Origin of the sequence: Providencia zhijiangensis (genome assembly GCF_030315915.2) — a bacterium.
Lineage (GTDB): Bacteria > Pseudomonadota > Gammaproteobacteria > Enterobacterales > Enterobacteriaceae > Providencia > Providencia zhijiangensis.
In genome coordinates, this window is record NZ_CP135990.1 from 2,860,252 (window position 1) to 2,876,635 (window position 16,384).

The window sequence follows — 16,384 nt, forward strand, 5'->3', positions numbered from 1 at the left end:
TCAGAACACAGCGCCAAACTTAGGAATCAGCAGTTTTTTATCTGCCATAAAGTCATAACCATTGCCATTATAGGCGCTATCCAACGTAGAAAAATAGACGCCAACGGCTTTTGCATCTTCGCCAATAATCGCAAAATTACGTGCTAGCCCTACGAAGCCAATACCTACCCCTGCAACCATCACACTGGCACTCCCTAATGCAGCCGCTGCTGTGGAACACCCTATTACACCTAGCCCAACCCCACCCGCTCCAGTCACAAAGCTTGCTGAATCAAAAGTAAGTTGAGTGCTAAATATAATGCGCTCGGGATCACTATCTGCATTGGTGAGTTCGTAAATATCAAATCCCACAAGAACACCACTAAAAAGGACGACCAACCCTTCATTTGCTGTTTTTGCCATCGATGAAAAGAAACAGTTCATCTCCGTTGCACTGGCTTCGCTTTCCGCTTTTAATCCAAGCTTGATGATTTTATTTATTTTTATCATATCATTGACGGTACTATGTGCCATCATTGAATAATTTACGTAAGTATGAATTTTTAGCGCCAGAAATAAATTCGATGATTTTTTTCTCTCTGAGACTTCGTTACGATTTTTATTCTCCACCCACTGAATAATGGATTGAATTGCGATCCCTGCATTCAAACCATCAACGGAGATAGCGCTTGCTTCATTAAGTCGTACTTTTATTTCATTCTCTTCAAATCGATAATACTTACTGAAAATACCCATTTGTTCGACTGAATATTGGTGAAACTCGATAAAAGTTTTATCTGTCGTTTCAACCCAACGAGTTAAGTCTGTATTATCAATATTGATAAATTTAATTCGATATGTATTGTTCTCAGTTTGCTCTACAGTCGAAAATAGTGGGATCCATTTTTCATTAAAGTATTTTTCCTCAGCAAGTTTCATTGTTGCTTCATTGATTCGCTCTCCCCACTGTTGAGCATCAAGTATTGCCAGTGTACTTTTTAATTTTGTGTCTTCAGTAATTTCTTTTTGATTAAAAATTAATTCTTCAACTTTTTTTCCTCTGTCACTTAAATCAGATAATTTTTCATCAATACTTAAATCATTGACGGTTAAATGATGACCGATAGGGACTTTTGCCATATCGTCTGTATTAATAAAGACCAATTCAAATGCTGGTTTATTATCAACTTCATAGGCAGAATAGTAATCGGCCATTTTCTTTTCATTGAAAAATTTTTTTAAAGATGAAAAAAGACACTTGCTATTTTTAAATGAAAACAGCCCAAAATTAGGATCATAAAAGTAATAAGTACTTTTCCCTTCAATTACTGTTTTACCTACCAGCATTGAGTGGCTTTTGCTGTTTACAGCGAACATTATGGTTTCAGACTTAATATCTAGCAGAGTTTGGATTTTTTTCAGTCCCATAATACCGTGGGAAAAAGAAGCTTCGACTGCTGCAACATTAGAGTGTAATTTTTTCAGCGAATCTTGTAATAATAAAGAATCTCGGCTTTCAGGGTTAGCCGCTGCGATGTATAGCTTATCAATGAGTTTATCCGCACCAAAATGCCCTTCTCGCGCTAAGCTCACCGACATCCCTCTGACCAAGGGATAACAGCGCCCACCGGATTCACTTTTTACTAACGATAAATAAAAATCTTGTGGAATTAATCGATTTACCTTACTGCCAGATTCAGAAAATAACTCGCTGATTTTCCCTGTTTGCGTCAATATGTTAGTGATATATTCAGCATGTGCTGTTTCTTGAATAACACGATATAACGCACCACGTTCTCTTGCCGTATACTCATTTGTGACATACATTTTTTTCAGTTGCTGTGAAGGGACAGTATCATTAACACCTTTCATACTGATGTTTTTGTATTTATTTACTCCTTCATTAAATTCATTTTTAAACCGAATATTTCGCGTTAACTTGTGCAGATAAATTAAATTTTCATACCGTTCATTGATCGTTAAATAGTAAGCATATGGCGAGTGTATTTCCATATTTGGATCAAACTCTTTAATTTTAACTACAGCATTCATACCTTGTTTTGTTTTAATACGTTGCCATAACCAACTATATTCCACTTCACGTAAATGATAAAAAAGCTCGCCATATTGCTTATTCTGCATTGAGACAATAGTTTTATTCATTTCAATGGCATTTTCTATTTTCTTTTTTTCTACTATATCTGTTACACCAATTAAACTTTCCTCTAGTAACCGGCGATTTTTTTTTAACTCTTGAATTTGAGTATCTAATTTTTGTTTGACTTGGCTACCAATATCCAGCCACGTTTTTAATGATGAATGGTTTTCAAAAGGCTCAGTCAGTGGTTCTGAAATGAGTACTTCTTCATTCGGAATATCACCAATTTTCACATTGGCTTTTTTGGCCAGCATTTTTAATTCACTATGAAGTCTCTCCCTAACATTTTCAAAGCGCAGCTTTCTATCGGAAAGATTATAGTCCCCCGCCTTTTGGACTCTAACCATATTTTTTTCTGCACTGAGGACGATTCGATTGCGCTGGGGTTGAACAATCAATTTCCACTCATCACCATTAAAATGCATGAATGCGCTAGCTTTACTAATATTTTGCTCGACGATCGTGTAATCCCGCGCATCAACAGCCATCACAACATTATCATAAAGTAATGAGGCATCTGCACGGTTATCACGATAAACACGGTAGTTTTCGTGGTCTAATTCAATCACCACAACCGACTCACCACGTAATAACCCTGTGAATAAAAACGCTTTCTCCGGATGATTTTTAGGAATATCCACATATTCGACACGTTTGCTTTCTTTATTTCGCGCCTTTGAATCTAAAAGATAGCAATCTATGGCGTAACGCTGGTCTTGACCATAACTGGCGTCCACATATTCAACTTGGTAACCTTTACCAAAATTTTTACTGAATAATATTTTACCTTCCGTGGGTATTTGCAAAATAGAGTTAAGTATTTTGGTATTAATATTGTAGTCACGGGCAAATTCAACTGGGTTTTGCTTAAATTTTTCAATATCTATACTAGGCTGATTATCTGAATTCGTGCCGCCGCCAGTAATCGAAATGTCAAAATACGTTTCCTTAACAGACTGAGACAACAAAGCGGGCTGTTCCACATCGTAGCCTTGTATCCTTAATTCTTTGGAAAGGCTTTGTTCTAATGGTTCATCTGAAATCAGTGATGAAACAATCCCTTTAGATATCATTTCAGATCTTGATTCACCATGACTACTGGATTGCCCTTCAAGGGTTTCTGAATAAGAAAAACCTTTATCAACACGATACATTCCCATCGGGACGTGCTCAATCATCGCATCTTCGGGTAATAATGCTTTTAGTTGCTGGCTAATCTCGGTGGCACTTTGTAGATTCGCTTCAGAAAAATAAATCACCGCTTGATCCGTTATTCGTCCTAATTTTTTAGGACCCATAATTTTTGTCTGCATCACTTTTTTATGGGGATCATTCTCATAAAGCTGCATTAATCCCTTGGCTAAGTCTGAAAAATATTCTTTCTTCACATTAACTGTTAATCGAGACATTAACATTGAGCGGCTATTATATCGCTCACGATAATTCTTCGGTAATATTCGATATGCAGAACCATCTAACAATTCATCATCATTTAACAATGAAAAATTATTATCATTTTGCCCCTGGACTTTAACTTCAATATGAGTATTTTCTGAGAAATGTTTTTTAAAATCGGCTAAGAATTGTTTCTGCTCAATGATATTTAAGCCTTCGATACCCAAAGGAATAGTGCGGCTATAATTAATATAGGTAACATCAGTAATTTTCTCTTCTAATGCCGCTTTTAGGTTTGAAAGGGGTTCATTCCATGCACCATTTTGCTGATAACCTAACTTTATTGTAGCAACGCACTTCATTAAATCTGCATTTTTTTTTACATATGCATATACTTGTTTTGCCGCGGTAAATAGCGAGTCATGGCTATCCTTCCCCATAATAATTTCCTTATTTAATATTCATGTTAATTATCCAAACAATCACTATTTGATTGCGGCTCTATTAGTAGCATAAAAATTAAAAAGGACGAGATGGAGTTATTCCGCATTATCTATAAGGCTTAAATACTTTCAAAACTATTTATCTAGCACATTTATTTCAGACAAAAAAATGGGTCGATTTCTCGACCCATTCTAGGAGTTAATTTCAGCGAATATAAATTACGCTTGGCCTTTAACTTCTTTCAGACCGTTGAATGGTGCGCTGTTACCCAGAGCTTCTTCAATACGGATCAGTTGGTTGTATTTAGCAACACGGTCAGAACGGCTCATAGAACCAGTCTTGATTTGACCTGCTGCAGTACCAACCGCTAAATCAGCGATAGTTGCGTCTTCAGTTTCACCTGAACGGTGAGAGATAACAGCCGTGTAGCCAGCATCTTTCGCCATTTTAATCGCAGCTAATGTTTCAGTCAGAGAACCGATTTGGTTGAATTTGATCAGGATTGAGTTAGCGATGCCTTTCTCGATACCTTCTTTTAAGATCTTGGTGTTAGTTACGAATAAATCGTCACCAACTAATTGGATTTTGTCACCAAGAACTTTAGTTTGGTATGCGAAACCATCCCAGTCAGATTCGTTTAAACCATCTTCGATAGAAACGATTGGGTATTGTTTAGTCAGTTCTTCTAAGTAGTGAGTGAACTCTTGTGAAGTGAAGGTTTTACCTTCGCCTTTCAGCTCGTAGTTACCAGTTTCTTTGTTGTAGAACTCAGAAGCTGCACAGTCCATCGCCAGAGTCACATCTTTACCCAGAACGTAGCCCGCTTGCTCAACCGCTTCTTTGATAGCAGCCAGTGCAGCAGCGTTAGATTCTAAGTTAGGTGCATAACCACCTTCATCACCAACAGCCGTGTTCATACCTTTAGATTTCAGTACTTTTGCTAAGTGATGGAAAATTTCAGACCCCATACGTACCGCTTCTTTCAGTGTCGGTGCGCCAACTGGTTGGATCATGAATTCTTGGATATCAACGTTGTTATCTGCGTGCTCACCACCATTGATGATGTTCATCATTGGCAGAGGCATAGAGTATTGACCGTGAGTACCATTCAGATCAGAAATATGCTCATACAGAGGCATACCTTTTGCCGCAGCAGCTGCTTTTGCGTTTGCTAAAGAAACTGCCAGAATTGCGTTTGCACCGAATTTAGATTTGTTTTCAGTACCATCTAAGTCAATCATGATTTTATCGATATTTGCTTGATCTTTAGCATCTTTACCGATAACTGCTTGAGCGATTGGACCGTTAACAGCGGCAACAGCTTTCAGAACACCTTTACCCAGGAAACGTGATTTATCACCATCACGCAGTTCCAGTGCTTCACGAGATCCTGTAGATGCGCCTGATGGAGCCGCAGCTAAACCAACAAAACCACCTTCTAAATGTACTTCAGCTTCAACAGTTGGGTTACCACGAGAATCAATGATTTCACGACCGATCACTTTAACAATTTTGGACATTAGGTTTTCCTCAGTACAAGTTAAATTTCGGGAAGTTGGCGAAAATTGCCGACTTCCCCGTATCTTATTTCAACTCACCTTTCTGGTACTTACCAGCGGCTTTAACAAAACCTGCAAACAACGGATGACCATCTCTTGGGGTCGAAGTGAATTCTGGGTGGAACTGGCAAGCCACAAACCATGGGTGGTTTGGATTTTCAATGATTTCAACCAGTTTATTATCCACAGAACGACCTGCAATGTTCAGACCCGCATCTTCGATACGTTTCAACAGCAGATTGTTCACTTCGTAACGGTGGCGGTGACGCTCAACAATCGTTTCTGCGCCGTACATACCGCGCACTAAGCTGCCATCAGTTAAATGACATTGCTGACCACCAACACGCATCGTACCGCCAAGGTCGCTCTCTTCAGAACGCACTTCAACGTTGCCATCTTCATCGCGCCATTCAGTAATCAGCGCAACAACTGGGAATTTGCAATCTGCATCAAATTCAGTGGAGTTCGCGTCTTTCATGTTCGCAACATTACGTGCAAACTCAATCAGCGCCACTTGCATTCCCAGACAAATACCTAAATAAGGAATTTTGTTCTCACGGGCATATTGTGCCGTCAGAATTTTGCCTTCAATACCGCGAGAACCGAAACCGCCTGGGACTAAAATCGCGTCCAGACCTTTAAGTAGCTCAACGCCACGGGTTTCGATATCTTGAGAATCAATCAGCTTAATATTCACGGTTAAGCGATTTTTCAGACCTGCATGTTTCAGTGCTTCGATAACTGATTTGTATGCATCTGGTAATTCAACATATTTACCCACCATACCAATGGTAACTTCACCTGCTGGATTGGCTTCTTCGTAAATAACTTGTTCCCACTCAGATAAATCAGCTTCTTTGCATTCAAGGCGGAAACGGTTACAGATGTACTCATCCAAACCTTGCGCCTTCAGCATGCCAGGGATTTTATAGATTGAATCTGCGTCTTTCAGAGAGATAACCGCTTTTTCTGGAACATTACAGAATAGGGCAATCTTCGCGCGCTCATTCGCAGGAATAACGCGATCTGAACGGCAGATCAGCACATCAGGCTGAATACCAATTGACAGTAACTCTTTCACAGAGTGCTGTGTTGGTTTTGTTTTCACTTCGCCCGCAGCCGCTAAGTATGGCACTAAGGTTAAGTGCATATACAGTGTGCGCTCACGGCCCACTTCCGCAGCCATTTGACGAATAGCTTCTAGGAATGGCAGAGACTCGATATCACCGACTGTACCGCCGATTTCGACTAATACAACATCATGACCTTCACCACCACGGATGATGCGATCTTTGATTTCATTAGTGATATGAGGAATAACTTGGATGGTCGCGCCTAAGTAGTCGCCACGACGCTCTTTGCGCAGGACTTCAGAATAAACACGTCCAGTCGTAAAGTTGTTGCGACGTGTCATTTTGGTACGAATAAAACGCTCATAATGACCTAAATCCAAGTCAGTTTCAGCGCCGTCTTCTGTAACGAAAACTTCCCCGTGTTGGGTTGGGCTCATTGTGCCTGGATCTACGTTAATGTAGGGATCCAGTTTCATAATGGTCACATTGAGTCCACGGGCTTCGAGTATAGCCGCCAAGGAGGCTGCGGCAATGCCTTTACCCAGAGAGGATACGACCCCGCCGGTCACAAAAATATAATTAGTTTTCATGCTGAACCTGAACGTTTAGGTTTAAAAGATGATGGATATAACAGGACGGGAAAACAGTATACCCGAACCTTAAATCTCCTACAAATGTTCTAAGCGCAATAAGGCTAGTTTTCATTAATACCTTAAATAAATCAGCAAGTTAAAAATAAAAATATTTATCGTTTGATAAATAGTCACTTTCTAGGGTGCTATTCAACTGTTTTGCAAGATTAACACATTTTTGTATAAATGCTAAATCCTTTCAGCTTAATCTATCACTGAAAAAACATCATTTTACCGATTGTTTGATTTTGAATAACTATTTCAATCCGTGACTATCATTATCGACGAGCATTCTTTGCAAAAATTTAGCTGTCTAGATTGAATCATTCATCTAATTTGATAGACGCCCACAATGCTTCCATCTCATCAAGTGTAGCAGTTTCTGTCGATTTGCCAGTTTTTGCTAATCGTCTTTCGATTTCACGAAAACGGCGCTCAAACTTACTGCACGCTTTTTGTAAGGCAAGATCAGGTTTGTGTCCTAAATGGCGAGATAGATTGACAGTCGCAAATAATAAATCGCCAATTTCTTCTTCAAGATGCTGTTCATCCACGACTGCTTGAGTGGCTTCTTCCATCACTTCCGCTAACTCTTCGGTGACTTTGCCAGCTACAGGGCCCAGCGTATCCCAATCAAAACCGACTGAGGCACAACGTTTTTGAATTTTATAGGCTTTCATTAAGGCAGGAAGTGCATTCGGGATATCATCCAACACTGAGTATTGGTCTTTCTCTGCACGCTCTTTGGCTTTGCGTTGTTCCCAGCCCGCAATAGCTTCTTGGCTGCTGAGCTGGTTGTTTTCGTCGAAAATATGAGGATGGCGACGTTCAAGTTTGTCGCTGACAGCTTGGCAAATATCATCAAAATCAAAGAGATTTTGCTCTTGTGCCATTTGCGCGTAGAACACCACTTGAAAGAGGAGATCCCCCAACTCGCCTTTTAAGTCGGTAAAATCTTCTCGTTCAATGGCGTCTAGGACTTCGTAGGTTTCTTCAAGGGTATAAGGGGCAATGGTTTTAAACGTTTGTTGCGTATCCCACGGGCAGCCATTTTGCGGGTCACGCAAACGCGCCATAATAGTGAGTAACCGCTCAATTTGTTTATTGCCCTGCTGCATATTTAACCCTTATCAAAAATTATTCATCGTGACTTAATGAGAGCTATACCTTAACCAAATTGAATTAAATACGCTAAATCTTTCAAGCTTTTGTTATAGCAATTACTCGCTACTAAAGTGTATTTTCAAAATAGTTTGGATGTGCAGCTAGGCGGCAAGTAAGCAAGACCCTAGGAGCATACACAAGTATGTGACTAGGGCGAGCGCGCGCAGCCAACAACGCTGCACGCCAAAATATGAAGAAAATTAATTTGAATGTCTTTTTGCTTCGATAACATCCGGCAATTGATTTAACTTCGTGAGAACTCGTCCCAGCACCTCAATATTATATAACTCGATGGTCATGTCGATGGTGGCGAGCTGCTGCTTCACATCGCTGCGGCTGCTTACCCCTAACACGTTGACTTTTTCGTTCGCCAAAATCGTCGTGATATCACGCAGTAATCCACTGCGGTCATTGGCTATGACTCTTACCACCAACGAGTAACCGCTCGAGTAGTTTTCACCCCAAACGGCATCGATCACACGCTCTGGCGCGTGGCTTTGCAGCTCGGCAAGCTGTTCACAATCCGCACTGTGAATCGAAATTCCGCGACCTTTGGTAATAAAGCCGACGATTTCATCTCCCGGAATTGGCTGGCAGCAACGCGCAATATGGTGCATCAGGTTACCGACCCCTTCGACCACCACGCGCCCACTGCCATGGGATGGTGCTCTTGGGACACCAGATTTATTCTCCAGTGATTTCATCGCCGCGCGATCTTCTTCCTCTGCGGTCGCTTTATTAAACTTAGCTTGTAGGAAGTTAACCAATTGGTTGATACGAATATCACCACCGCCAATACCCGCTAACACTTCATCTAGTGAGTGCACGTTATAGCGAGCAATCAACTGTTTCTCTGCGTCTCGTAAACTGATATCCAGATGGGATAATTCGCTGTCGAGGATTTGACGCCCCGCCAGAATGTTTTTATCGCGGTCTTGTTTACGGAACCAGTTTTGAATTTTCGCCCGTCCGCGGCTGGTCGTCACGTAACCGAGGTTAGGGTTGAGCCAGTCACGACTCGGGTTTGGGTGTTTCTGGGTGATGATTTCAATCTGGTCACCCATCTGTAATTGGTAGCTAAATGGCACGATGCGCCCACCAATTTTCGCCCCAATACAGCGGTGTCCGACATCACTGTGAATATGATAAGCAAAATCGAGTGGTGTAGAACCTGTTGGTAAATCCACCACATCGCCTTTTGGTGTAAACACATACACACGGTCATCAAACACTTGGCTACGGACTTCATCCAGCATTTCGCCAGAATCTGCCATCTCTTCTTGCCATGAAATCAGTTTACGCAGCCATGCAATACGGTTTTCGTAGCTGCTGCCTTTACCAACACCACTTGCGCCTTCTTTGTATTTCCAGTGCGCAGCAACGCCCAGCTCAGCATCTTCATGCATTTGGCGGGTACGAATTTGAATTTCTAAGGTTTTGCCATTTGGCCCTAAAACCACGGTATGAATCGATTGATAACCATTGGGTTTTGGATTCGCAACGTAGTCGTCGAACTCATCGGGTAAATGACGGAAATGGGTATGCACAATCCCCAGCGCCGCATAACAATCTTGCAGGCGTTCAACCACGATACGCACCGCACGCACATCGTATAATTCGCCGAATGCTAAGGATTTCTTCTGCATTTTGCGCCAAATACTGTAAATGTGTTTTGGTCGGCCATACACTTCCGCTTGGATTTGCTCTTTGAGCATATATTTGCGCAGTGTGCTGACGAAATTGTCGATGTACTCTTCACGGTCAATACGGCGCTCATGCAGCAATTTCGCAATTTTTTTGTATTCATCCGGGTGCAGATAACGGAAACAGAAATCTTCTAATTCCCATTTTAATTGTCCAATCCCTAAGCGGTTTGCTAACGGCGCATAAATATTGGAACACTCTTTCGCTGCTAAGACGCGTTCATCTTCGCTGGCATCTTTGACTTCCCGTAAATGGGCGATACGCTCGGCGAGTTTAATGACCACGCAGCGGAAATCTTCCACCATCGACAGCAGCATACGGCGGATGTTATCCACCTGTACGGAACTGGTTTCGTTAGATTGTGTGGCTTTAAGTTCGCGGATGGCATCCATCTCAATCACGCCTTTTACCAGCGCATGAATGGATTGGCCGAAATCATCAATAACGGATTGTTCGTCGAGTTTTCCCTCTTCAACCAGAGGGAACAGTAACGCAGCTTGTAAGCTACCGATATCCATGCTGAGCGTGGATAAAATTTCGGTCATTTCAATGCCGCGCCACAGTAGCAGAGGCGCAATATCCTGCCCCGATAATTTATCGTGACAATACTGCCAGGTATGGATGAGTTTTTCTTCTGATTGTTTGTTATTCAAACCCAAATCATTAACCCACTTTTCGGGGGCAAATTCACCTGCTGGGGTTAAATGCGCACTTCTTACTGCAACCATATATTCTCCCTACCTGTTACACCTCTGGGCTACGAACAAATAGCGCCATAGATTCCAGATGACTAGTTTGCGGAAACATATCCAACATCCGCAATTGAGATAACTGATACCCGCCTTCAAGCAGAACTTTACTGTCTCTTGCTAACGTTGTTGGATTACAAGAAACATAGACAATTTTTTCTGGCATCAGTTTAATTAAATGTTCCATTACACCAGCGGCACCTGCTCGAGCAGGATCTAGCAGCACTTTATTAAAACCTTCTTGCGCCCACGGCTGAGTGTGGATCTGTTCTTCCAAATTCTCATTATAGAACGCCGCATTCTCAATTGAGTTGCGCTGGGCGTTATTTCTCGCTTGAGTGACTAAATTTTCAACACCTTCAACACCAACCGCCATTTTTGCTAAACGGGCAATTGGCAGCGTAAAGTTACCCATCCCACAGAAAAGATCCAATACCCTATCTTCTGGGCTTAGATCTAACCATGCTAAAGCTTGCGCCACCATGTGCTGATTAATTTCGCCATTCACTTGAATAAAATTGGCAGGGCTAAATTGCAAGGTTTCACCCGCCACCTGATATTCAGGTAACGCGGAGTCAATCTCAAGCGGCAATAATTGCCCTTCATTCCCCGCTAACCAAATACTAAGCTCATGAGATTTGGCAAACTCTAGCAAACATTTTCTATCAGATGCGTCAACAGGGGCTAAATGGCGTAACAGGATAAGATTACCGTTATCCCCGTGAATTAGCTCTACATGCCCTAATTTACTAGCAATCGATAACTGATTTAAACAACTGGACAGTGGGGCTAGCAGCGCATCGAGTTCTGCGTGTAATACAGAACAACTTTTAATGTCCACCAGCGTATTGGTTTGCGTTTGGCGAAACCCCATCATTAAGTGATTGGATTTATTTTGATATTGCAGTCCCAAACGCGCGCGGCGGCGATAGCCATATTCTTCACCACCAATCACCGAAATAGGTGGCAATACAGACCCAGTTTCGCGCCCGATTAAATGCTGTAAAGCCTGCGCTTTGCTTTCACGTTGAAGCCCAATCTCCACATGCTGCTGTTGACATCCGCCACATTGATTAAAATAACGGCAGCGGGGTTTCACACGTTGCGGGCTAGTACTGAGGCGTTTAATGACTTTGGCTTTCGCGAAATGGCGTTTATCTTCAGTCAGTTCGACTTGCGCCTCTTCCCCTGGTAATAAACCAGTGATAAATATGGCTTTGCCATCATGGCGAGCTACACCTTGCCCTGCGGCATCTAGACTGTCGACATGAACCGTGATTTGACGGCGTTGGGTGGTGCGGCGATTTGGCGAGTAAAATTGGGCCATAAGTAGTCACTAAACGGGGTTAAATAATTTCTATTTCAAGCCACAGGTTGGTAAGCCCATATTTACTGTATAACGGCTTACTTTATCACTGCGACTGCCTGATAATTGGGTAGACAAATTAGCGGGCTATCATAGCATTTTTTTACCGAAATTAGTGACCACTTAGTTTTTTTGTCACGCTATATACTGACTTTTTTTATCAGCATTAATTTGTCACCATAAATTTTCGATACTCTTCATAAGCATAATGGTCAGTCATTCCGCTAATGTAGTCTTGAATCAGTCTGGCTCGATAATAAAACTCTAACATCGATTTATCCGCATCGCTGGTGACTGAAATTTTTTCTAAGGCTTCGTTATACGAGAGTCGATGTTTATTCGATAACTTATGAAATAGGCGAGTTTCGATAAAAAAGTGTTTATGGTAATTCTGCGCCACTAATGCTGCAAAATCCTCTTTATCCATCATCAACAGTGGGCTGTAAACATCTAATAATCCGCTGATAATTCGGTAGCCTTGTAGCTCTAGTTCTTCCACTTCATGGTGATTAAACACATGCTTAAACGCCACTGTTTTTAAAGCTTTTAATAGGCGATGCTCTTGGCTTTTATCTTCAAGTAACGCGCTGTTAAAGCTACCGTGATAAATTTCAGGTAGGTTTTGAATAAAGCGTTGAGCACTGTAATGTGCAAGCTTTCCCGTAATATTGACGCGTAAATACATGAAAAACTGATCTTGCTGAATACGCCTCGTGTGGTTATCGCTGATATTATTGAATGCCCGCAAAATAGTTTGATCGAAGAGATCCCCAGATTTTACCTCGCCCCACTCTGCTTTTAGGTACTCAATTAGCTGCTCAACGGTATAAATGCCCTTTTCTGCTGCATCGTCTAAATCCGCAATACAATAAGAAATATCATCCGCCGCTTCCATGATATAGGAGAGCGGAAAACGGCAATATTTGTCCATCTCCAGTTTTTTACTGAGCTCGCTGACAAAATCCGCTTCAGACCAGTAATAGCCTGGCTTTTTCATTAAATAATCAAACTCTGGAGGAATAGGTTCAAGATCATAGGCGCCGCGAGTATATTTTAAGATAGAGCCAATCTGGGCGTAGGTTAAATTCAGCTTCAATAGGCGATGAGCCATACGCAGCCCTTGCGCATTCCCCTCAAATGAACATAAATCCCGCTTCAACTGGCGGCGAAATAAGTCCTGTTTTTCATTACCCGTCAGTTGCAACGCTTTAATTTTACATGGGTCTTCAGACTCAGGCGTGAACAAATAGTCTGGTGCTAATAATTTACTAAACCAGCGTTGAATCGCGGCTTCACCGAAATGCCCAAACGGCGGGTTGCCAATGTCATGCATCAAGCACGCCATTTCTACGAGGCTCTCAAAGGCATCACAACGGTCGGTTAACCCATATTCATCAAGCAATTTTTTCTTTTTCAATTCACCCAACACCGTTTTGCTGATGTAGCGCCCAACTTGTTGAACTTCAAGAGAATGGGTTAAACGGCTGCGTACGGCGGAATTTTGTTCAAGGGGAAAAACTTGGGTTTTCTGTTGTAAGCGACGAATGGCTGCCGAATTAATAATTCGCCCACGGTCACTTTCAAATAGACGGTTTACGGCATCTTCATCATCGGGTGAGACTCTTTGATTTTTCCCGCTGCTCATATAGTTACGTTGAAAACTCAGCTTCTTAACAAAATTAATCTCTTTTTCCGCCATGCTAGCCTCTGCGCCTTACCGTTTTATTCCTAAATCCTCAAAGAAAAGGCAGAGGAAAACCCACCTTTCGATGTTACACTTTAGCCATCTACGACATAAGTGTCTAATTAATCAACAGTGAGTATGACATAATGAAAATCGGTATCATAGGTGCGATGGAGCAAGAAGTTGCGACCCTACGCGAAAAAATTGAAGGTTGCCAAACATTGAGCCTTGCTGGCTGTGAAATTTACACTGGAAAAATGAACGGCGTTGATGTTGCCTTATTAAAATCAGGGATCGGTAAAGTCGCAGCGGCAATCGGTACTACTTTACTGTTAGAACACTGTAAACCAGATGTGGTGATCAACACGGGGTCAGCGGGTGGTTTAGATCCTCGTTTAAATGTTGGGGATATTGTTGTCTCTACAGAAGTACGTTATCACGATGCGGATGTCACCGCATTTGGCTATGAACCCGGTCAAATGGCACAGTGCCCACCTGCATTTATTGCAGATGCAAAATTAATCGAAACAACCGAAAAATGTGTCAAAGCGCTAGATATGAACGCAGTGCGTGGTTTGATTTGCAGTGGTGATGCATTCATCAATGGTGCCGAGCCTTTAGCACGCATCAAAGCCACCTTCCCAAGCGTTGCTGCCGTTGAAATGGAAGCTGCTGCTATCGGTCATGTTTGCTACCAGTTTAACGTGCCTTTTGTGGTGGTTCGTGCAATTTCAGATGTGGCGGATAAAGAGTCTCACACCAGCTTTGATGAGTTCTTACCTGTCGCTGCACGTCAATCATCCCTAATGGTTGCTGCGATTGTCACAGCATTAGCGTAATTTATTTCTCACTTTCTAAGGCATAACTGACCTTCATTTATGCCTTTTCTAATACCTCTTTGTGAAGTAATGCTATGAATCTAACGACCAAACTCATGCGCTCACTGATTGGTTTTCTATTTTTCTTAACCCTAATCAATAGTGCATTCGCCGCCCCCAAATCCCGAATCATTAGTTTATCGCCAGCTAATACTGAACTGGCTTATGCCGTGGGATTGGGAGATAGCTTAGTTGCCGTAAGCGCCTATTCCGATTATCCCGACTCTGCCAAAAAGCTTGAGCAAGTTGCGGATTGGCAAGGGTTAAATGTGGAGCGAATTATTGCCTTAAAGCCGGATTTGATTTTAGCGTGGCGAGGCGGTAACCCACAGAGACCATTAGATCAACTAGCGTCGTTGGGGATTCCAATTGTCTATTTTGATCCGCAAAGCATTGATGGCGTTATCGCCTCATTGGAGGAACTTGCACAATACAGCCCTCGTCCTGAAGTGGCAGAGAAAAATATCAGCCAAATGCGCAGCGCGCTAAAGATACAAAAAGATAAATTAGATACTAATAAGAAACCTAAGCAATTATTTATTCAACTCGGCACTCAGCCATTATTTAGCGCTGGTAATCATACCCTTCAAAATGATGTGGTTAAAATTTGCGGCGCTCAGAATATTTTTGAAAACAGCGCAGTCCAATGGCCTCAAGTCAGCCGCGAGCAAGTTCTCGCTCGCAAGCCCGATGCCATCATCATGACCGGCTCACCAGAGCAAGAAAATGCCGTCAAAGCTTTCTGGGGCACTCAACTCAATGTCCCTATCATTCGCTTAAATGAGGATTGGTTCTACCGCGCCGGCCCCCGCATCATCAATGCCACCGAGCAGCTATGTGATCAACTAAACGCACTACCAAACTAAGAAAAGAAGTTAAAAATCTAAGATTACAGCAGGATTTTTTGAGCAGAATTAATACAACAGGACAATAAGATAATTAAACTAATTTTTTTCGTTTAAAATCTCACGAAATAATCTTTCTAAATAGTTTGTGCTGTGGCTAGGCGGCAAGTGAGGATATCTCGGGGAGCATACATAAGTATGTGACCCGAGTAGCTGAACGAAGCCAACACCGCCACAGCGCAAAATATAACGAAAGATCAGATGCTGAACGACGAACCACATCCGCAAGTGGATTTTGCATTAGGATTCGTCACAATAAAGCGCGACCCTTCCAGCCCTTCCGTATAATCCACACTTCCACCCACTAAATATTGCAGGCTCATTGGGTCTACAACCAGTGCAACGCCTTGTTTCTCAATGGTCATATCCCCTTCGTTGATTTGATCATCAAAGGTAAAACCATATTGGAAGCCACTGCAACCACCGCCCGTAATGTAGACGCGCAGACGCAGATTTGGGTTATTTTCATCGGCAACTAAGTCTTTGACTTTGGTTGCAGCTGCATCGGTAAATTGCAGAGGCAGAGCTACATCATCACTCATTTATTACTCCAGACCGGTGACCGGTAAATTCATAGGTAAGGCAAAGCCTACTTAGATCAATTTCTCAATTATCCGTCACCTGACTCATTGGTTCAAGTGTTGTTACACAATTGAGCACAGAGTTACTATTCATCTTTATGATTGATCCATCA

General features: G+C 42.1%; 10 protein-coding genes. 2 read left to right on the top strand and 8 right to left on the bottom strand.

Translation table 11 applies throughout. The features are described 5' to 3' along the window. The 7 genes from QS795_RS13095 to dgt all read right to left on the bottom strand — a co-directional run bounded on the left by QS795_RS13095 (position 1) and on the right by dgt (position 13,922). Entirely contained in the window at positions 1 to 3,972 is a 3,972-nt protein-coding gene (locus QS795_RS13095) for a TcdA/TcdB pore-forming domain-containing protein (protein ID WP_318626532.1), read from the bottom strand. Between the two features lie 222 nt (positions 3,973 to 4,194). Beyond that, the gene (eno, locus tag QS795_RS13100) at positions 4,195 to 5,496 is read right to left on the bottom strand and encodes a phosphopyruvate hydratase (RefSeq protein WP_006659306.1); all 1,302 of its coding nucleotides are present in this window, start codon (positions 5,494 to 5,496) and stop codon (positions 4,195 to 4,197) included. A 64-nt stretch (positions 5,497 to 5,560) separates the two neighbouring features. After that, entirely contained in the window at positions 5,561 to 7,198 is a 1,638-nt protein-coding gene (pyrG, locus tag QS795_RS13105) for a glutamine hydrolyzing CTP synthase (protein ID WP_154602423.1), read from the bottom strand. A gap of 365 nt (positions 7,199 to 7,563) precedes the next feature. Next, a complete protein-coding gene (mazG, locus tag QS795_RS13110; protein WP_318626533.1) occupies positions 7,564 to 8,358 on the bottom strand; it encodes a nucleoside triphosphate pyrophosphohydrolase in 795 nt (264 codons plus the stop codon). Positions 8,359 to 8,604: 246 nt separating this feature from the next. Further along, a complete protein-coding gene (gene relA, locus QS795_RS13115) occupies positions 8,605 to 10,836 on the bottom strand; it encodes a GTP diphosphokinase (protein ID WP_286272787.1) in 2,232 nt (743 codons plus the stop codon). Positions 10,837 to 10,852: 16 nt separating this feature from the next. Then, on the bottom strand, positions 10,853 to 12,184 hold the full coding sequence (rlmD, locus tag QS795_RS13120) for a 23S rRNA (uracil(1939)-C(5))-methyltransferase RlmD (protein WP_154637784.1): 1,332 nt from the start codon (positions 12,182 to 12,184) through the stop codon (positions 10,853 to 10,855). Between the two features lie 205 nt (positions 12,185 to 12,389). Beyond that, positions 12,390 to 13,922, bottom strand: a complete 1,533-nt coding sequence (gene dgt, locus QS795_RS13125; RefSeq protein WP_154602419.1) for a dGTPase — start codon at positions 13,920 to 13,922, stop codon at positions 12,390 to 12,392. A gap of 131 nt (positions 13,923 to 14,053) precedes the next feature. Here dgt and mtnN point away from each other — a divergent pair, with 131 nt between their 5' ends. Next, the gene (gene mtnN, locus QS795_RS13130; RefSeq protein WP_154602418.1) at positions 14,054 to 14,746 is read left to right on the top strand and encodes a 5'-methylthioadenosine/S-adenosylhomocysteine nucleosidase; all 693 of its coding nucleotides are present in this window, start codon (positions 14,054 to 14,056) and stop codon (positions 14,744 to 14,746) included. Between the two features lie 95 nt (positions 14,747 to 14,841). Next, a complete protein-coding gene (btuF, locus tag QS795_RS13135; RefSeq protein WP_418055383.1) occupies positions 14,842 to 15,651 on the top strand; it encodes a vitamin B12 ABC transporter substrate-binding protein BtuF in 810 nt (269 codons plus the stop codon). A gap of 236 nt (positions 15,652 to 15,887) precedes the next feature. Here the strand turns inward: btuF and erpA are convergent, their stop codons facing one another. Next, entirely contained in the window at positions 15,888 to 16,232 is a 345-nt protein-coding gene (gene erpA / locus QS795_RS13140) for an iron-sulfur cluster insertion protein ErpA (protein ID WP_132496746.1), read from the bottom strand. Positions 16,233 to 16,384 lie beyond the last annotated feature (152 nt).